The organism is Tardiphaga sp. 285_C5_N1_2, assembly GCF_052076065.1.
In the GTDB taxonomy this organism is placed as follows: Bacteria; Pseudomonadota; Alphaproteobacteria; order Rhizobiales; family Xanthobacteraceae; genus Tardiphaga; species Tardiphaga robiniae.
The window spans coordinates 2,520,974-2,540,052 of sequence record NZ_CP197241.1; the positions used below are offsets into that span (position 1 = coordinate 2,520,974).

At 60.2% G+C, this 19,079-nt stretch carries 18 protein-coding genes; 15 read left to right on the forward strand and 3 right to left on the reverse strand.

The annotated features are described in order from the left end of the window. Nucleotide 1 precedes the first annotated feature (1 nt). The 8 genes from AB7951_RS12040 (at nucleotide 2) to AB7951_RS12075 (ending at nucleotide 8,281) form a co-directional block, all read left to right on the forward strand. On the forward strand, nucleotides 2-412 hold the full coding sequence (locus tag AB7951_RS12040) for a Zn-ribbon domain-containing OB-fold protein (protein ID WP_439066524.1): 411 nt from the start codon (nucleotides 2-4) through the stop codon (nucleotides 410-412). Beyond that, nucleotides 409-1,569, forward strand: coding sequence for a thiolase (locus tag AB7951_RS12045; RefSeq protein WP_439066523.1), 1,161 nt, complete (start codon nucleotides 409-411; stop codon nucleotides 1,567-1,569). The genes AB7951_RS12040 and AB7951_RS12045 overlap by 4 nt, the downstream gene beginning before the upstream one ends. A 32-nt stretch (nucleotides 1,570-1,601) precedes the next feature. Beyond that, complete coding sequence (locus AB7951_RS12050) at nucleotides 1,602-3,713, forward strand: 3-hydroxyacyl-CoA dehydrogenase NAD-binding domain-containing protein (RefSeq protein ID WP_439066522.1); 2,112 nt, start codon at nucleotides 1,602-1,604, stop codon at nucleotides 3,711-3,713. 117 nt (nucleotides 3,714-3,830) lie between these two features. Continuing rightward, nucleotides 3,831-5,048, forward strand: coding sequence for a CoA transferase (locus AB7951_RS12055; RefSeq protein ID WP_441255796.1), 1,218 nt, complete (start codon nucleotides 3,831-3,833; stop codon nucleotides 5,046-5,048). Between the two features lie 46 nt (nucleotides 5,049-5,094). Beyond that, entirely contained in the window at nucleotides 5,095-5,862 is a 768-nt protein-coding gene (locus tag AB7951_RS12060) for an enoyl-CoA hydratase (protein WP_439066520.1), read from the forward strand. A gap of 50 nt (nucleotides 5,863-5,912) precedes the next feature. Beyond that, nucleotides 5,913-6,884 (forward strand): tripartite tricarboxylate transporter substrate-binding protein, encoded by a 972-nt coding sequence (locus AB7951_RS12065; RefSeq protein WP_441255797.1) that lies wholly within the window; start codon nucleotides 5,913-5,915, stop codon nucleotides 6,882-6,884. 689 nt (nucleotides 6,885-7,573) lie between these two features. Further along, nucleotides 7,574-8,017: an SRPBCC family protein gene (locus AB7951_RS12070; protein WP_439066518.1), complete on the forward strand. Its 444-nt coding sequence runs from the start codon at nucleotides 7,574-7,576 to the stop codon at nucleotides 8,015-8,017. A gap of 60 nt (nucleotides 8,018-8,077) precedes the next feature. Beyond that, a complete protein-coding gene (locus AB7951_RS12075; RefSeq protein ID WP_439066517.1) occupies nucleotides 8,078-8,281 on the forward strand; it encodes a hypothetical protein in 204 nt (67 codons plus the stop codon). Nucleotides 8,282-8,547: 266 nt separating this feature from the next. Here AB7951_RS12075 and AB7951_RS12080 read toward each other — a convergent pair whose 3' ends face one another. Both AB7951_RS12080 and AB7951_RS12085 read right to left on the reverse strand, forming a co-directional pair. Next, entirely contained in the window at nucleotides 8,548-10,173 is a 1,626-nt protein-coding gene (locus tag AB7951_RS12080) for an AMP-binding protein (protein WP_441255798.1), read from the reverse strand. A gap of 23 nt (nucleotides 10,174-10,196) precedes the next feature. Further along, on the reverse strand, nucleotides 10,197-10,829 hold the full coding sequence (locus AB7951_RS12085) for a TetR/AcrR family transcriptional regulator (RefSeq protein WP_439066515.1): 633 nt from the start codon (nucleotides 10,827-10,829) through the stop codon (nucleotides 10,197-10,199). A gap of 21 nt (nucleotides 10,830-10,850) precedes the next feature. On the opposite strand from AB7951_RS12085, the gene AB7951_RS12090 reads away from it, so the two are divergent. The 3 genes from AB7951_RS12090 to AB7951_RS12100 are packed head-to-tail and all read left to right on the forward strand — an operon-like array spanning nucleotide 10,851 to nucleotide 13,549. After that, nucleotides 10,851-11,822: a crotonase/enoyl-CoA hydratase family protein gene (locus AB7951_RS12090; RefSeq protein WP_441255800.1), complete on the forward strand. Its 972-nt coding sequence runs from the start codon at nucleotides 10,851-10,853 to the stop codon at nucleotides 11,820-11,822. Beyond that, nucleotides 11,823-12,629: an SDR family oxidoreductase gene (locus AB7951_RS12095; RefSeq protein ID WP_441255801.1), complete on the forward strand. Its 807-nt coding sequence runs from the start codon at nucleotides 11,823-11,825 to the stop codon at nucleotides 12,627-12,629. 17 nt (nucleotides 12,630-12,646) lie between these two features. Beyond that, nucleotides 12,647-13,549, forward strand: coding sequence for an SDR family NAD(P)-dependent oxidoreductase (locus tag AB7951_RS12100; RefSeq protein WP_441255802.1), 903 nt, complete (start codon nucleotides 12,647-12,649; stop codon nucleotides 13,547-13,549). A gap of 24 nt (nucleotides 13,550-13,573) precedes the next feature. On the opposite strand, the gene AB7951_RS12105 is transcribed toward AB7951_RS12100, so the two are convergent. Further along, the gene (locus AB7951_RS12105; protein WP_439066511.1) at nucleotides 13,574-14,635 is read right to left on the reverse strand and encodes a hypothetical protein; all 1,062 of its coding nucleotides are present in this window, start codon (nucleotides 14,633-14,635) and stop codon (nucleotides 13,574-13,576) included. A gap of 196 nt (nucleotides 14,636-14,831) precedes the next feature. Here AB7951_RS12105 and AB7951_RS12110 point away from each other — a divergent pair, with 196 nt between their 5' ends. The 4 genes from AB7951_RS12110 to AB7951_RS12125 are packed head-to-tail and all read left to right on the forward strand — an operon-like array spanning nucleotide 14,832 to nucleotide 19,044. Then, a complete protein-coding gene (locus AB7951_RS12110; protein ID WP_439066510.1) occupies nucleotides 14,832-16,040 on the forward strand; it encodes an ABC transporter substrate-binding protein in 1,209 nt (402 codons plus the stop codon). Further along, on the forward strand, nucleotides 16,016-16,819 hold the full coding sequence (locus AB7951_RS12115; RefSeq protein WP_439066509.1) for a crotonase/enoyl-CoA hydratase family protein: 804 nt from the start codon (nucleotides 16,016-16,018) through the stop codon (nucleotides 16,817-16,819). The genes AB7951_RS12110 and AB7951_RS12115 overlap by 25 nt, the downstream gene beginning before the upstream one ends. 60 nt (nucleotides 16,820-16,879) lie before the next feature. Next, nucleotides 16,880-17,830 carry a zinc-binding dehydrogenase gene (locus tag AB7951_RS12120; RefSeq protein WP_441255803.1) on the forward strand — a complete coding sequence of 317 codons (951 nt, stop codon included), beginning with the start codon at nucleotides 16,880-16,882 and terminating at the stop codon, nucleotides 17,828-17,830. Between the two features lie 2 nt (nucleotides 17,831-17,832). Further along, entirely contained in the window at nucleotides 17,833-19,044 is a 1,212-nt protein-coding gene (locus AB7951_RS12125; protein WP_439066507.1) for a CaiB/BaiF CoA transferase family protein, read from the forward strand. The last annotated feature ends 35 nt before the right edge of the window (nucleotides 19,045-19,079 follow it).

Here is a 19,079-nt window from a genome sequence, read left to right on the forward strand (position 1 = left end):
AATGTCAGCGAATTCGACGACAACACCGAACGAGGCGGCGCTTCCTGCAGGCGCTGCCGACGAGACCTATCATCGCTTTCTCGCGCAAGGCACATTCCGCATACAACGATGTGACGATTGCCAGAAAGCGGTCTTCTATCCGCGCGCGACCTGCCCCCATTGCGGCTCACAGTCGTTCGCATGGTTCGATCCGAGCGGGCAGGGAACCGTCTATTCGACGACCACCGTTCGCAGCCGCAGCAGCACGCATAATGTTTGCCTGGTCGATCTCGACGAAGGGCCGCGCCTGATGAGCGCGGTGATCGGCATCGACAGCGACACCGTGCAAATCGGTCTGCGCGTCAAGGCGCGGGTGATGCCCGCGACCTCGGAGACCTCTCCGCTCCTTGTTTTCGAAAGAGCCGATCAGTGACTGCTTCTTCGCGACGTGGCGGCATCGCCATTCTCGGTGTCGGCCAAACCGGATGCGGTCACGCAGGCGGCCGTTCTGCGCAGGAAATCATTGCCGAGGCATCGGCGACTGCGATACGCGAGAGCGGTCTGAAAAAGTCGCAGATCGACGGTATCATGACTGCCAGCCTGACTTCACCCTGGTGGGTGATGCGGATGGCGGAGTATCTCGGCATACGCCCGAGATTCTCCGATAACTTGATGCATGGCGGATCATCGTTCATCGCCCAGTTGCACATCGCGCGTCTCGCGCTGAAAGCGCGCGAATGCGACGCCATCCTGATCTGTTACGGTGATACGCCGCGTAGCGTGCCGAGCAGCAGTCAGATCAACGCCATGCGCGCCGCGCTCGATCCACAGCTTTATGAGCATCCCTATAAGCCGTTCAATCCCGTGACGAGCTATGCGCTCGCAGCGGCCCGGCATATGCATCAATACGGCACGACCCGGGAGCAACTCGCCGAAGTCGCGGTGGCGGCCCGTAAATGGGCGCAGCTCAATCCCGAGGCCTTCTCCAAAGGCCCGCTCACGATCAGCGATGTTCTGGCGTCGCCAATGATCTCCGATCCGCTCACGGTGCGCGACTGCTGCCTCGTCACCGACGGTGCAGGAGCCTGTGTGGTGATGAGAACCGAGGACGCCGAAGCGATCCATCCGAAGCCGATCCACGTCCTGGGATCCGGCGTCGCCCATTGGCACCGGCAGATCTCATCGATGGAAGATCTCACGGTCACCCCGGCGGTCCAGAGCGGAGCCGCGGCCTTCGCGCAGGCGGGGTTGAAGCCGTCGGATATAGATGTCGCTCAACTCTACGACGCCTTCACCATCAACCCGATCCTATTCCTTGAAGACCTTGGCTTCTGCCGGAAGGGCGAGGGCGGAGCGTTCGTATCGGATGGCCGAATTGCGCCGGGTGGGGTCTTGCCGGTGAACACCAATGGCGGCGGTCTCTCCTTCACCCATCCCGGTATGTACAGCATCTTCCTGATCATCGAGGCGGTTCGGCAATTGCGCGGCGAGGCAGGCGCTCGTCAGGTCAAGGCCGACACCGCGCTCGTTCATGGCAATGGCGGCGTCCTGTCCGGACAGGCGACTGCCATTCTCGCCAACGGTCGATAGACCAGCACGGTTTCTAGAGTTGAGGAATAACTATGAGCGAAAACCGCAGCGGAACTCCCTTGTCGGAAACTGTCACTTACTTGGTAACCGGCGGCATCGCTGTGCTCACCATTGCGAATCCGCCGGTGAACGGCCTCAGTCTTAGTGTCCGTGAAGGCCTGGCTGCTGGGCTGGACAAAGCGAGTGCGGATCAGGATGTGGCAGGCGTGGTGATCCACGGCGACGGAAAGATGTTCTGCGGCGGCGCCGATATCCGTCAATTCAATACGCCTGCGGCTTCGGCCAGTCCGCTGACGCGCAACGTTCTAGTCAGGATCGAGCGATTTCGGAAGCCCGTCATTGCGGCGATCCACGGCTTCGCTCTGGGCGGCGGATTGGAATTTGCGCTCGGTTGCCACTACCGAGTGCTGCAAGTATCCGCAAAGATTGGTTTGCCAGAGATCAAGCTCGGTCTCATTCCCGGCGGCGGCGGCACCCAGCGCCTGCCTCGGCTCGCAGGCCTTGAGGCGGCCATCGACATCATCCTCAGCGGGAAGCACATCGGCGCAGCGCACGCCCTTCAGCTAGGCATCGTGGATTTCGTTGCCGACGAGGACGTCCTGCAAACGGCTCTCACGCTTGCGCGCGAGATGGTGCAGCAGTCGCCGCTGCCGCTTGTTGCGACCAGTCATGCGCCCGTGGATGCTCAGGGTGTGATCGAGCGTGAGAAGGCGCGGATCGCCGCCAACAAGCGCGTCGGTGAGGCCGAGCGCGCCGCCATCGCGTGCATCGCAGCGGCGACGGCGCTGCCGTTCGAAGAGGGCTTGTCGTTCGAACGATCGAAATTCCTCGAACTCGTTGAAGGAACCGAGTCCAAGGGCATGCGACATCTGTTCTTCGCCGAACGCGAAGCCATGAAGGTACCCAACGTCTCAGGGATTGCCACGCCGCGAACCGTTGCCTCCGTCGGCATTGTCGGCGCGGGTACGATGGGCGCGGGGATAGCGATGGCTTTCGCGAATGCTGGCATCTCGGTCGCGCTGGTCGATCAGGGCGACGCAAGACTCGAGCGGGGCATGGAAGCGATTCGAAAGAACTACGAGATCACCGCGTCGAAGGGCAAGCTCAGCGGCGATGACGTCAAGGCCAGGATATCGCGGATCACGCCGACGACGGATCTTGGCCTGCTCGCTAGATGCGACTTGGTGATCGAGGCAATCTTCGAGGACTTGGATGCAAAGCTTGAGATGTTCCGACAACTTGACGCCATCTGCAAACCGGAAGCCGTCCTTGCGACGAATACTTCGAGGCTGGACGTCAATGTCATCGCCTCATCAACCCGTCGTCCGGAAGCTGTAATCGGTCTGCATTTCTTCAGCCCGGCGAATGTGATGCGCCTCTTGGAAATCGTCCGTGCCGAAAAGACCGCTCCTTGGGCCATCGAGACCAGCTTGACCGTGGCTTCTAAGATCGGAAAGACGCCCGTGGTTGTCGGCGTGTGCGAGGGGTTCGTTGGCAATCGCATGCTGACTGCCTATTGGCGCGAAGCAGGGTTCCTGCTTGAGGAGGGCGCGAGCCCGAGTCAAATCGATCAGGCCCTGCAGAACTTCGGCATGGCCATGGGACCGCTGGCGATGGCCGATCTCGCAGGCATGGACATCAATTGGGCCACACGCAAACGCCTCGCTCCGACGCGGCCGAAACACCTGCGATATTCGAAGGTCGCCGATCGCATCTGTGAGGCGGGGCGGTTCGGACAGAAAACCGGCGCCGGTTACTATCGCTACGCGAACGGTAGCCGCACCCCGATACCCGATCCGATCGTGGACAAAATCATCGGGGATTGCGCACAGGAGGCTGGGATCGAACGCCGCGCGATATCCGATCAGGAAATCGTCGATCGCGCGATCTTCGCACTGGTCAATGAAGGAGCCTACATCCTCGAAGACGGTATCGCTCAACGCGCCTCCGACATCGATTTGGTCTACGTCAACGGCTACGGCTTTCCCGCTTTGCGTGGCGGCCCGATGTTCTACGCCGATAGCGTCGGTCCCGCGAAAGTCCTCGAGCAGATCGAACAATGGCAGGCGGCGCAGGGCGAACACTGGAAGCCATCGAAACTGTTTGGCGCCATGGTCGTGCGCGGAGGCAGGTTCAACGGATGAGGGGCGTGCCGCCGACTTTGGATCATTGGAACGTGCGCTTCGGTTATTTGAACTGTCCGGCGTCGTGACCGCAGTCCATAACCCGAACTCGCCCCACCTTCACGATGGATGCAAATCATGACGATCGCCAACGCGCTGGACGGCGTTAAAGTCCTCGACCTCTCGCGCATTCTTGCGGGACCATGGAGCGCTCAGAACCTCGCCGATCTCGGTGCTGATGTCATCAAGGTCGAGAGCACGGCTGGCGGCGACGACACACGCGGTTGGGGACCGCCGTATCTCGAAGCGGGCGACGATCGGCTGTCGGCCTACTTCCTGTGCTGCAACCGCGGCAAACGATCGGTGGCAATCGACTTCGCTCGTTCAGAAGGCGCCGATCTCGTCCGGAAACTGGTGGTGCAGTCCGATATTCTGATCGAGAACTTCAAGAGCGGCTCGCTTGCGCGTTACGGCCTCGACTTCGAGACGTTGAAGGCATTGAACCCTCGTTTGATCCACATCTCGATCACCGGGTTTGGCTCTGACGGACCGCTCGCCGGGCGTCCCGGATATGACTACGTGTTTCAGGGCATGACGGGTTTGATGAGCTATACGGGGATTCCCGATGGCGAGGCGGGCGCTGGTCCGCTCCGCACCGGTGTTGCGGTCGTCGATCTCATGACCGGCATGTATGCGACGATGGCGGCGCTCGCGGCGCTTCGACAACGGGAGCAGACTGGCAAGGGGCAGCGAATCGAAGTGACGCTGCTGGATGCGGGGATAGCGCTCAACGGTAACCAGGCCCTCAACTATCTGGTGTCCGGCAAGACCCCACAGCGTTCTGGGAACGCGCATCCCAACTGTGCGCCGTATGAGGTGTTCGCCTGCCGCGAAGGTTACATCATCCTGGCCATCGGTAATGACGGCCAGTTCGCTCGCTTCTGCACCGTTGTTGATCGGCCGGAGTTGACCGCGGCCGACAAATTCCGAACCAATCGAGGTCGCATCGTGAACCTCCCGGAATTGCGCGCGATCGTGTCCGGCATCCTCGCGCAGCGTAGCGCCGCGGAATGGGGGAGTGTGCTCGAAGCGGCTGGCGTCCCCTGGGGACCCATTCTCACCGTCGAGAAGGCTTTCGATCATCCGCAGGTGAAGCATCGCCAGAACCTGCGCACGTTCCCGGACTCCACCTTCGGCTCGATTCCGACGGTGCGCAATCCCGTGATTGGCCCCGATGAAGAGATTCAGTGCATGCCGCCGCCTCGGCTGGGTCAGCATACCAATGAGATCTTGCGGGAAATCGGCCTTCCAGAACGCGACATCGCCAGATTGAACGAGGACCGGACGGTTGCCTGAGCGGGCGGCCGTCGAGACATCATCGATGCAAAAAGGATACAGGACAGTGACGAACTATTATGCCGTGTCTGAATTCCAGCCCGGCGTGGCACAGATCACCATCACGAATTCCGGGAAAGCGAACGTCCTGAGCTCCGAAATAATCGAAGCTCTGATCGCAGAGATCAAGTCCCTCGGCGAGCGGGACGATCTCCGTGCGCTGGTATTGGCCTCGAGCGGCGATCGCACCTTCATCGGCGGTGCAGACATCAACGAGATGGCAGGCCTCAACCGCGTCACCGGCGAGGCATTCATCACGCGTTTGCGGGACCTGTGCACGACTCTGCGAAACTTACGGCTTCCCGTGGTGGCGCGCATTCAGGGCTGGTGCTTGGGTGGCGGCCTCGAGGTCGCCATGGCTTGCGATATGCGAGTAGCGACCACCCAGGCGAAGTTCTCCATGCCCGAGGTCAAAGTGGGTATTCCATCGGTCATTCATGCCGCTCTCATGCCGCGCTTGATCGGATCGGCGCGCGCGCGTTGGCTCATTCTGACAGGAGCCACGATAGACGCCGCCAGGGCTTGGGATTGGGGCCTCGTAGATGTCGTCACGAGTCCGGATAGTCTTGATGCAGCGATCACGAAGGAGTTGGCACCCGTCCTCGAATGCGGGCCGGCTGTCATAGCGCAGCAGAAGGAACTGATGAACAGTTGGGACGAGCTGCCGCTGTCGGCAGCCGTTGACCAGAGCATCAAAGCGTTCGGGAAGGCGTTCGATACCGGTGAGCCGCAGAAGTACATGCAACATTTCATCGACCGAAAGCGCTCGCGTTAAACGCGGTCGCCGGATCCAATCTAGTACATCATAGAAAGACCAAGGGAAAAATGCTGGAGAATCTATCACGAGCGCTGGCTGTGCTTGCGTTATCAATCGTTCCGGTGGCCGCTCAATCGGACTTGTATCCGTCGCGTCCTGTACAGATTATCGTGCCCTATGCGGCCGGTGGGACGACCGACATCCTCGCGCGCATCGCAGGACAGAAACTCACCGAATTGCTTGGAAAATCATTCCTGATCGTCAACAAGCCAGGCGCGGGCGGATCGCTCGGGTCGGAATTCGCCGCTAAGCAACCAGCCGACGGCTATACCTTGGTGATGGCCGTCGAAAGCTCGCATGCCGTCAACCCGAACGTTTATGAACAACGCCGGTATGATCCCGTCAAAGACTTCGCTCCGATCACCAATATAGCGGACGTGCCGAACGTGCTCGTTGTGAACAAGGACTTCGTGGCAAAAACGCTCCCGGAACTGATCGCTGAACTTCAGAAAAATCCAGCCCAGCATACGTTCGGCTCGTCTGGCGCCGGCGGTCTTAGCCATCTGAACGGCGTGCTGTTCCAGTACCTGACAAAAACGAAGATGGAGCACATTCCATTCCGCGGATTGGGACCGGCGCTGACTGAACTCGTCGCCGGACGCATCACGGTTGTTCTCGACAATATCCCATCATCGACATCCTTCATCGAAGGAGGACAGCTTCGTCCCCTCGCTGTGGCAGCAAAGCAGCGTTTGAAGATGCTGCCCGACGTTCCCACTTATGCCGAGCTTGGTATTCGGGCGATGAATAACCCTTCTTGGTTCGGCATTGCCGCCCCTGCGGGGACACCGGCACCGGTCATCGCAAAATTGAACGAAACCCTGCAAACCGCGTTACGGGATCCGAAGGTAATTGAGTCGATCGAGAAGCTCGGCGCGATCCCGGCGCCGTCGTCTCCGGTTGAATTTGGCAATCTGATCGCGCAACAGAACGAAGCTTGGAGGAAAATTGTCTCGGACATCGGATTCCAGAAATTGTGAGTGCAAGCGTCGAGCGCCAAAATACGATCGCGGTCTGGCGATGATCGGCCTCCTCGAACGCGAGCGCGCGCGTCGGGAGGAGGGCCGAGCAGTGATTTCTGAGCAAGTTCTCGTCTATCCTCGATCGACGCGGAGGAAGTGACCTCTCAGCCAAGCGGCCAGATAAATTCGCAACTCCGCACCTTCCATAACTCTCACTGCGACGGTGCGATGAATTCTTGCGTAATCGTTCGTCCGCTCTCTAACCAGTTGTTCAAGAGGATAGCCCGTTGATTTCTGACGGTAGGGACAAGCGGATGGCGTCTGCAAGACATGGCGCAAGAATTCGACCACGACGTTGATGTGCGAAATCCGATCCGCAGTAGAGCCTCCGATCATTCGGCTGATTTATCTGAGAAAGTATCTAGAACATTCTTCAGCGTCGTGATCGATCTTTGCACGCACCATCCCGGATGCTGGTCAGCAACCTAGGGACGAAGTCCAGATGATCGGCTGATCGCTGTGGTTTGGACATGGATACCCGGGACGATAGCGGGCCGATGCCGGGGCCGTGCTGGTGCTTTGGATTTTTATTCCGCGGCGATGTCGGGGCCTGACGGGCCCGTTCGTCCTGGATGTATCGGCGGGGAAGGTGCCCGCCAGAATACAACCGAATAGACCGAATGAAACCGAGCCACAGGGAGACATCCATGCCCAGCACGATCCGTCTGCATCGCGTCATTGCCGCCAAGCCCGAAAAGCTCTATCGCGCGTTCCTCGAACGCGACGCGGTTGCGAGCTGGCTCCCACCCTACGGGTTCACATGCACCGTCCATGAGCTGGATCCGAAGGTCGGTGGCCATCACAGGATGTCATTCCGGAACTTCACCACGGGCGGCAGTCACTCCTTTGGCGGGACCTATCTGGAACTCGTTCTCGGCGAGCGCCTCGTCTACACCGACCGCTTCGATGATCCCAACCTGCCGGGCGAGATGAAGGTCACGGTGACGTTGAAGGCCGTGTCTGTCGGCACGGAGGTGAACATCGAGCAGCAGGGCGTGCCCGACGTGATCCCGGCCGAGGCCTGCTATCTCGGCTGGCAGGAATCCCTGCGCAAGCTCACGAAACTCGTCGAGCCCGAGATCAACCAGTAGCGCCGTCGCTTCCGGAGCGGCTTGGGGAAATTCAATCAACAGCAGGAAGGAGCGCCAGCCATGGCACTCGCCCGTGTCCAACATGTCTCCGTCTCGCTCGACGGTTTCGCCACCGGCGAAGGCCAGAGCCTAGACGCGCCGTTCGGCCATGCCGGCGAGCGGCTGCACCAATGGATGTTCGCGACCCGATGGGGTCGCCCGCTGATGAAATCGACTAGAGAGGAAAGCAGATCAGCGCGTCCATGGACGTCACCGATCGCATAAACAGTTGATGTCATTCTTTCAGCTCGCCGTTTAGGGCAAAAGGGAAGGCGCACTGTGCTGGTCTTCTCAATTTGACGAGGCGTTAAAAATCATACGTAGCCGAAAAATTTGCTGCTGAGACATATTGCATTTGACTGATCGACGCATAAGCGGACGATCCCGTGTCGGCACGACGCCATGGAAAAGCGGCGACTGCGATGAGGACTCGCGAGTCGATTTCCGGTCACTTCAAAAGGAGCGGGGAGCAAAATTCCGGAATGCGCTGTTCAAGGAAGAGTATCGAGGGCCCCTTCGACCGCCGAGTCTCTCAATCGAAACTTCTGAATCTTTCCGGACGCGGTGAGTGGAAACCCAGAGCAAGCGAACCATCGGCTCGGGGCCTTATGCGGCGCAATCTTGTCCTTGCAGTACGAGATTAGCTCGTCCGCGCGAACAGTCGCGCCGGGCGCGAGCCGCACCGCGGCGGCAACAATTTCCCCCCAGCGGTCGTCGGGAGCCCCGAACACGGAGACGTCCGCGACAGCGGGATGCTGCATCAAACAGGCCTCGACCTCGGCGGGGTAGATATTTTCGCCGCCCCGAATGATCATGTCCTTGAGGCGTCCGGTGATACGGAGATAACCCGCAGCGTCCAGCTTTCCGAGGTCTCCGGTCTTCAACCAACCATCTGTTTTGATGGTCTGGCGCGTATGTTCGGGAGCGTCGAAGTATCCGATCATCGTCTGATAGCCGCGAACCTGGATTTCACCCTCGACGCCTGTCGGGAGGACAGCGTTATCGTTTACGTCCGCAATCCGCACTTCCACGTTCCATAGGGGCCGCCCGACCGAGTGGATACGCTCCTCATCGGCGTCGTTTACGCTGGTCATCGCGACGATCGGGCTGAGCTCTGTTTGACCGAAGACAGTTAGCAGGGGGAGACCCAATGCGTCCTTCACGCGGCGGTGCAGTTCGGGCGGGACTTGTGCGCCTCCCGAAAGAGCCACATGAAGAGATGACAGGTCACGAGCGGAAGCGCCTTGGGCGTCGATCAGTGCCAACAACATAGTCGGCACCCCGAACACCGTGTCGGCCCTATACTGGGCAACAGCGTCCAGCACCGTGCCGGGCTCGAACATCAGCGGCAGAACGAGGGTTGATCGGGAGTTGAGACAGCCCAGGACGCTCATGATCGACCCAGCCGTGTGGAATAGCGGCATGGGGCTGAGGAGGATGCTGTGGTCGAGTCCTGCCCGAGCCGCCACATAGCTGGCGTTCGTGACCAGACCTCGGTGATGAAGCAATGCGCCGTTGGGCCGTCCGGTCGTTCCGGATGTGTATTGTATCTGGGCCGGATGCTCGGGATCGATGTTGGGAAGCTCGCCGACTGTGGCCTCTCGAACGCGCGACAACCAGCCGTTCAATGAAATCGCCTTGATGCCGGGCTTAACCAACCCCTTCGCAACGCCACCCATGTCGACGCCGCGGAACTCTTCGAGATAGAAGAGGGCGGCGGATTTCGACTGCTCGAGGACGAATTCGAGTTCGGCTGCCTTCAGTGCCGGGTTGGCAGTCACCAGGACGATCCCGGAAAGCGCTGCACCGTATTGGAGCACAACCCATTCCGGAACGTTCGGCGCCCAGATGCAAATGCGGTCGCCGGTGTTGAATTCGGTCAGAAGCCACTGCGCGCACTTCTTGGCATCTTCGAATAGCTGGGCGTAGGTCCATTTTCGGTTCGTATCGGTATCGCCCACTGGTGATGTCATGGACGCGGGGACGACCTCGATGATCGCTTCCCGATGACCGTCTTCCCATGCGACTTCGGCTAACGCTTCACCGATCGATCTATTCAGAATTGGCCTTGAGGTGTCCGCGGGCCAATAGGATTCGCTCAATCTCGGTTCGGTCATCATTCCCTCCCTTGTGTTAATCGTTACGCCTTTTTGGCGTTTTGCTTCTTGAGGCCACGCTCAAGCATCGGGCGTATGGCCTCTGTCCATGAAGTGATGAGCTGGTCGCGACGACGCGGAGAAATCTGTACGTTTTCCGAAATCGCCAGACCGCGGATGAAGCTCTGAGTGAGAGCGACGACGTCGGCATATTCGTCGGACATCGCCAAATCACCGAAGAGTTGGACGTGAACGCGCTCGATCTCCCGTCGTGCCGCGCGTTCCGCCGCGACGAGGGTGGCGCGCAATCCGCGATCTGTCCGCGCTACGGCCCACAGCTCGAGTTCAGCAAGGTAGGCGGGTTGCCGTGCGGCATACGCGAGGGCGGCCACGGCTGGCGCCAACCTGTCATCGTTATCTGGCAGAGCGTCCCGGAAGCTCCTGACCGCCTGTTCGTTTCTCTCGACGAGGGCCGAAACACTGGCGGCAAGCAATGTTTCCCGATTGGGGAAATGGTGGAGCAGCGCGCCGCGGCTGACATCCGCCCGGCGTTGAACGGCAAGCGTCGATGTACCGGCCACTCCCAGATCAATTAGGCATTCGACTGCGGCCTGCAGGAGGCGATCGCGAATTCCAAGCGCGGCCTCTGGGTTTTTGACGGTCCGTTTTGCACTCATTTGTTTCCTCAACAGTCAGGGTTGACTGTAGCAGCGCGACCAATACAGTCAACGCTGACTGTATATAAGATCAGGGAGGCTCAAATGCCGGAATTTTCGACGCTCAAGATTACCGCGGACCCAAAATCACCAAGGATTGCAAGACTCTTGTTGAATCGTCCGGAGCGATTCAACGCCATCAACGACGATATGCCGCGGGAGATTCGCGCGGCCATCGAATGGGCGCAGGCGAACGACGACATCCACGTCATCGTGATCGAGGGGGCCGGGAAGGGGTTTTGCGGCGGGTACGATCTCGTTGCTTACGCGGAGAGCGATATTGAACATCCGTGTCAGCAGGAGAGCCAACCGTGGGATCCGCTGGTCGATTACGGCGCCATGAAGAAAAACACCGAGGACTTCATGAGCCTTTGGCGGTGTTCAAAGCCGACCATCGCCAAGATCCACGGCGCGGCCGTTGCGGGAGGCAGCGATATCGCCCTGTGTTGCGACATGATCGTCATGGCTGACGATGCCCGTATCGGATACATGCCTACGCGCGTTTGGGGCTGCCCGACGACAGCAATGTGGACGTTCAAGCTCGGCGCGACACGCGCCAAGCAGATGATGTTCACCGGAGATGTCATCAACGGAAAGAAGGCGGCCGAATGGGGCCTCGTTAATATTTCCGTTCCCGTGGAAGAACTGGAGGCCGAGACGTTCAGGCTTGCGGAACGCGTTGCGGGGGTGCCGAAGAGCCATCTCGCCATGCACAAGCTCGTCGTCAATCAGGTCATGCTCAACATGGGTTTGGAGCAGACCCAGATGCTCGCGACGATCATGGACGGCGTGTCTCGGCATAATCCTGAGGGGATGTGGTTTCGCCGCTACGCGCAGGAGCACGGTTTCAAGGCCGCAATCGAATGGCGCGATGGCGGAAAGCCCATTCCGGAAGGCGACGACGCTCGGGCGAAGATCCGGGAAATGGAAGTTCGCAAGGCGGGGGCTGGCTAGATGGAGGGTGCGCAGACTCAGAAGGCCACGCGCCGGGTCGGCGACCTGTTCAATCTCAAGGGCAGGGTCGCATTGATTACGGGAGGATCGCGAGGGCTTGGGCTCCAAATCGCAGAGGCGTTGGGTGAGCTCGGTGCTGGCGTGGTTCTATCGGCCCGCAAAGTTGAGGAACTCGCTTCGGCGCAATCCTATCTTGCACACCGGGACGTGCGTGCGGACTGGATCGCGGCAGATGTCGGCAAGGAACGTGACATCGAGCAACTCGTCGAAGGCGTGATCGCCAAGCATGGAACGATCGACATCCTGATCAACAACGCAGGCGTCAGTTGGGGGGCTCCGGCCGAGGAGCATACACTCGAGGCCTGGGATCGCGTTTTCAATGTAAACATGCGGGGCGTCTTCTTTCTCACGCAGTTGGTGGCAAAGCGATCAATGTTGCCGCGCAGTTCGGGGCGCATCGTCAATGTGGCCTCGATCGCAGGCCTTGGCGGAAACCCGCCCGGTGCCTTGCAGACGATCGCTTATAACTCGAGCAAGGGGGCGATCATCAACTTCACCCGTGCGCTTGCGGCGGAATGGGGAAACCGCGGCATCACGGTCAATGCTATCGCTCCAGGTTTCTTCCCGTCGAAGATGTCCGCGGGTGTCCTCGCAAAGATCGAAGAGCGGATCATCGCAGAGACACCGCTCGGCCGCCTCGGCGACGACGAGGATCTCAAGGGGGCGGTCGCTCTCTTCTCGTCCGACGCCGGCAAACACATCACGGGACAGATATTGGCCGTGGATGGCGGCGCGACCGCTGTCTAGACCGGAAAGCAGATGAGATGCCCAAGTTCTTCGGAAAAACTGTTGTGGTCACGGGTGCTGGTTCGGGCATCGGTAGGGAACTGGCGCTCGCGGCGGCTGGTCGGGGGATGTCCATTGCCCTATCGGACATCCAACCTGGCCCTCTCGGCGAGACGGAATCTATGGTGAAGGAGATGGGAGCGGCAACCGTTGCGGTTTGCGCCGATGTTTCCAGATCCGCAGATGTCGATTGGCTTGCCAAGAATGCTTGGTCCGAGTTGGGACCAATCAGCGTGGTGTTCAACAATGCTGGCGTCGGCGGCAGGGGCGGTCTTCTTTGGGAGGCATCACCCGAGGATTGGGAATGGACGTTCGGCGCCAATCTCCGCGGCGTGGTGAACGGCATCAGAAGCTTCGTTCCCCGGATGCTGTCCGAGGCGCGATCGAGCGACGGCTACCGAGGCATCGTCGTCAATACCGCCTCGATGGCTGGGCTCGTGAATGCGCCGCTCATGGGAGCATACAACGCCTCCAAGCACGCGGTCGTATCGGTCTCCGAGACGCTCAGTCACGACCTCTCGCTCGTGACCGATCGAGTGACGTGTTCGGTTCTTTGTCCGGCATTCGTACCAACCGGGATCGCAAGATCTGAGGGCACACGTCCCATCGCGACGGAAGAGTCCGGCCTCAGCAAAGCCCAAGCTCTTGCCCAGACTCTCAGCGACAAAGCGGTCGCCAGCGGCAAGGTGACGGCTACGCAGGTCGCGGAGCTCACGTTCCACGCGATTGGCCGTGGAGACTTCTATATCTTTCCGCACCCCGGTGCGGTCGGTAGCGTTCGCACGAGAAACGATCTCATGCTCGAAGGGAAGGGGCCTTCCAATCCCTATGCTGCCAAGGCTGGTCTCATCGATAGTTTGAAAGGCGCGCTCGCTTCGTAGCGAGCCGCGCCTTTCAACGCGCGGCTATCGGACGCTCCATTCCCAGGCGGCGTCGCCTTGGTCCTTGCGGGACGTCAGGTCAAAGCGCATGAACCGGTCGTGTGCCAGGGCGGCACCCTTCCAAAGTTCATTCCAGGCGGTAAACACCGCCGGTGAAAGGACATCTCGTTCCCTCATCAGCTTCCAAGTCGTCTGCCGAACGATTGCTCCGCCTGCCGTAGTCTCGAGAACGGCGTCATCGCCCTGACCCTGAGACAACCGAGCGAACGCCGCGGCGAAACCTTTCGGACCCGGTTCGATGCCGCCGAGCATCGTGGCAACGTCATCGTAGGTGTGCATGCCAACGAGGCGGGCGGCAGCTGCGGCGAGGTGGCCGCCTTCATCCGGTCCTAGTACGGCAACCGCTTCCGGAACGATCGAGGTGATGTATTCCATCGCGTAATTGCGCAGGACCTTCTGCAGCCTATGCTCAGGCCAGTTTGTCTCAGGAAGGCGGGGAGCATCTTCCGAACGAAAGGGCGGGCATGTTTCGCCCGGCGAGAACTGGAGGCGTTCGTCCTCGCGCAGATCGTGATCCCATTCCTTGTAATAGCCCTCAAGTCCCGGTTGCCCGTCAACGGTCTGGCCGGTGCAGACGAAGCCTAATCGTGGGTTGCCGAGGACGACGCCGTTGTTGGCGTGCCAGCCCCGAAGCATTGCTCGTGAGACTTCCGACGGGATGCCGCAGATAGCCGTTCCGGACCAGATCCATCGTGGCGGGGGATAGCGAACCCAGGCCTTCTTATCGCTTTCGTAAACATACTCGACTTTCACGCCACCGACGTGGTTCGAGAGATAATGATACTGCGCGCAAGCAACCGCGTTCGGAAGGTTCGAAAGGCCGAGCTTCTGAAGACCGGGAAGAAAGCGCGCCAACTGTTGGCGCCTGAAAGTGCGGAACACGATCTCGGCGGCTTTTGTCGCACCGGCACGCGACACGACCATGAGGACAAGGCCTGTCAGATACGAATGATAGATGTGTTCGATGGCGGCGAATGCTGCGCCATCTGGGGCGTCTGCCGAAATTATCTTTGCGGGTCCGCTCATCGATCTCTCCTAGCACATAATCGTGAAACCCGAACCACACGCTGGGCTTCCGGAAGCGTTGACACGAGACATACTACTCGGTATGTCGAGACGCAACATACTTGTCAGTATGTCATGACGAAGAACCCCGCATTCCGTGCTCGCGCATCGTTAAGCCCGGGCAGGGATGCCAGCAAGAAGTTCTCGGGAGTGAAACATGAAGGCAACGATTGGCGCAGTGTCCACGGCGCTATGTATCTTGGCGACGCCGGCGATGGCCCAATTCTCAGATAACGCCGTGAAAATCGGCATCCTGACCGACATAGGCGGCATCTATGCCGACATGGGTGGAAAAGGCTCGATCGTTGCGGCCCAATTGGCGGCCGAGGACTTCGGTAACAAGATCGGTGGAATACCGATCGAGATCATCTCCGGTGACCATCAAAACAAGCCGGATTCAGCCTCGAACATCGCGCGTCAGATGTACGACACCCAAGGGGTCGATGCGATCGCGGACGGCGGGTCCTCCGCCGCGGCGCTCGCCATCGAGAATGTGTCGCGTGATCGGAGAAAGATCTTCTTGGCTTCAGGTGCCGCGACCGCGGAAATCACCAATAAAGCCTGTTCGCCTTACACGACGCACTGGGCGTATGACACGTACGCCCTGGCGGCCGCCCCTCCAAAGGGAGTGATCAAGACGGGTGGCGATACCTGGTTCTTCATCACGGCAGATTACGCCTTCGGACAGTCCATGGAAACGGAGGCGACCAAACGAGTTGCGGCCGAGGGTGGGAAGGTTCTGGGCAAGGTGCGGGCGCCCCTGGATACGCCCGACTTCTCGTCGTTCCTGCTCCAAGCGCAGAGTTCCGGTGCAAAGGTGCTGGCGCTCGCGACCGCGGGCGGAGATACAAGCAACGCCATCAAGCAGGCAAATGAATTCAAGATTCTCGGAGACAAGATCAGGGCGGTAACCTTTCTGACCTTCATCAACGACGTCCACGCGATCGGTTTGGAGAACGGTCAAGGGCTGACCTCATCGACGACATACTATCACGACCTCGATGATGGCAGCCGTGCGTTTGCCAAGCGATTCTGGGACAAGATGGGTAGGCCGCCATCACTTGTTCAGGCGGGCATCTTCAGCTCGATCACGCATTATCTGAAATCCATCCAAGCGCTGAATTCGGATGACGGTACCAAGTCTGCCGCTCAAATGCTTGCCACGCCAGTCAACGATGTCATCACGCACGACGTCAAAATTCGGGCCGACGGCCGTGTACTCCGGGACCTGTACATTACCGAAGTCAAGAAGCCTTCTGAGTCGAAAGCTCCCTGGGATTATTGGAAAGTCATTTCCACCATACCCGGCGATAAGGCTTGGCGACCGGTGGAGGAAAGCGAATGCCCACTCTTGAAGGTGAAATGAAGCCGGGTGCGAGAACAGAGAAGCTCCTGACGGAAACGAAGGGGCCGATCATGATCATCACGATCAATCGGCCTCACGTACGAAACGCTCTCGATAACGAAACGGCCGATGCGTTGGCGTCCGCGTTCCGGGAGTTCGATGCAAACGACGACGTCAAGGCCGCAGTGCTTACGGGCGCGGGCGGCCACTTTTGCGCCGGGGCGGACTTGAAGGCTCTGGCTTCCGGAACAGACTATCGACCGTGGGCCGGCGATCCAGCCGGACCGTGCCACGGCACTTTATCCAAACCGTTGATCGCGGCCGTCGCGGGCTATGCCTGCGCCGGCGGTCTGGGAATTGCGCTGCGCTGCGATCTTCGCGTGGCCGAGGAGAGTGCGACATTCGCCGTCCTGTCGCGGCGTTGGGGCGTCCCCATGACCGATGGGACAACCGTCCGGCTCCCACGGCTTATCGGTTCCGGCCGGGCGTTGGACATGTTGCTGACCGCGCGGAAAGTCACAGGCGCGGAGGCGGTACAGATGGGTCTGGCAGACCGCCTCGTTCCGAAAGGACGAGCATTGCAAGCCGCCATCGAACTGGCGCTCGAGATCGCAGAGTTTCCCCAGATTGCGATGCGGTCGGACCGGATGTCGGCCATCCTGCAATGGGATCTGCCGGAGGCCGAGGCGATCGCACAGGAAACGAGACTGGCAGCGGAAGCACGGGGCAGGGAGGCGCAAGGCGGCGCGTCCCGGTTCGCATCGGGAGCCGGACGCCACGGCATGAAAGCGAAGGACTGAGGTATGCGTGCAGTAGTCGGTCACACGTTCGGCGGGATCCAAGGGCTGGCGCTCGAAACGGTGCGCGCACCGGAACTCGCCGCAGGCACCATCCGTATCGCCGTGCGCGCCGCAGGCGTAAGTTTCGCAAACCTCCTTGTTGCGCAAGGAAAACATCAGAACCGTCCCTCGCTTCCTTTCACGCCAGGTACGGAGATCGCGGGTGAGGTCTTGGAGATTGCTCCCGGGACATTGAGTTCATTGAAGGTGGGCGACCGGGTCTGCGCCGGATTACCGTCAGGAGGCTTCGCAGAAGAGGCAGTCGTCGATGCCCAGAACGTATTCCGCATTCCGGCTGCCATGCCGTTCGAGCAGGCGACGCACTTTCCGACGATCTACGCAACCACGTACGCTGCTCTGACCTGGAAAGGGACGTTGGCAAAGGGCGAAACGTTGCTGGTGCATGGCGCGGCGGGTGCCAGCGGGCTTGCTGCCGTCGAAATAGGTGCGGCACTTGGCGCGCGTGTGATCGCCACTGCAGGTGGTCCCGAGAAAGGGGCCGTCGCCCGGGAGCGTGGCGCCGCGCATTGCATCGATTACCGGTCGCAGGACGTCCGCGAGGCAGTGCTCGAGATCACGGACGGTTGCGGCGCCGACGTCGTCTTTGACCCGGTCGGCGGCGACATGTTCGATGCGTCGCTGCGTTGCGTTGCCCCCCTGGGACGCCTGCTGATCATCGGCTTCGCGTCCGGGCGCATTCCGCAGATTCCCGCGAACATCTTGCTGGTGAAGAACCTCTCCGCGATCGGCCTATACTGGGGCTTCTACATGGCGTGGGGGAAATCGCAGGCCGATGCCGCGACCCGCGCACGAGTCCGGAATCTGTTCGACGACCTCTTCAAGCTCTTCGAAGACGGGCATCTGCGCCCGGTCGTCGATGCCGCTTTGCCGCTCTCGCAATTCGCAGAGGCACTGCGGCGTGTCGAGAACCGGAAGGTCATTGGCAAGGTCGTCCTGCGGCCGGGAGAATAGCCATGCAAGAGATCGACAAGTCCGGCCCCACTCATGAAGCTCCGTTCCGCGGGCTGAAGGTTCTCGACCTGGGGCAGGGTGTGGCCTCGCCGTACTGCGGAATGCTCCTTGCAATCTACGGAGCCGATGTCATCAAGGTCGAGCCTCCTGAGGGCGACTGGTCTCGTCGCCTCGGGACGACGTACGGAAACCATTCGACCCTTTCAGCAGTCTACAACAGAGGCAAGCGGAGCCTTGCGATCGATCTCAAGAGTGAAGACGGACTGGCGATCGCAAGGAAGCTGGCCGACGAGTGCGATGTTTTCATCGAGGGGTTTCGTCCCGGCGTCGCGGCACGATTGGGGCTCGGCTATGAGGCACTCGCGCGGACAAATCCAAAGCTCGTCTATCTTTCCGTAAGCGGGTTCGGGCAGATCGGACCCTATACAGACCGTCCATGCACCGACTCCGTCGCGCAGGCGTTCTCCGGTCTCGTCTCCCTCAACGCGGGCGAAGATGGCAATCCGCACCGCGTCGGCACCACTATCTCGGATATCTGCACGGGGGTTTACTCCTTCCAGGCCGTCTCTACTGCGCTCTTCGCGCGTTCCCATGTCGGCGTCGGACGTTGGATCGACGTCAATCTGGCTCAATCGACCGCCGCGATACTCGGACACAAGCTCGCCGAGCATTTTCTTGAAGGCGGCGCACCTCGCGCGCTGAACACGCCTGCCGGGTGCTATCGGACTACCGACGGTTGGATCGTGATCACGCTCGTCACGGAAGTTCATTACAAGCGTCTATGCGAGGCCATCGGAAGGGCTGACCTCGGCGAGGATCCGCGGTTCGCGGACTTCGGAAAGCGGGCAGACGTTGCCGATGCGCTGATCCCTCAGGTCAGAGATGCCATCTCGGGTAAATCGACGGATCACTGGGTCTCGACGTTCAAGCAAGCAGACATCCTTGCCGAGCGCATCATGACGCCACTCGACTGGCTCAATGATCGACACGTCATCGAAACACGGTCGTCGGTGACGCAGTCCGTTTCCGGGATGGGGAAGGTACCGTCTCCCCGCACGCCCGGCTTCTCAAGCTTCGCCGAAGATACAATGTCTCCGGCACCCGACGTCGGTCAGGACAGTCGTTCGATCCTGACGGACGCTGGCTATTCCAGGCGCGACATCGATCAACTCGTCGAACGGCGGGTCGTGCATACGGCGATGGCAACGTCCTAGTCCGCCGTTCATCAATCTCGAACCCAGAAAGAAGA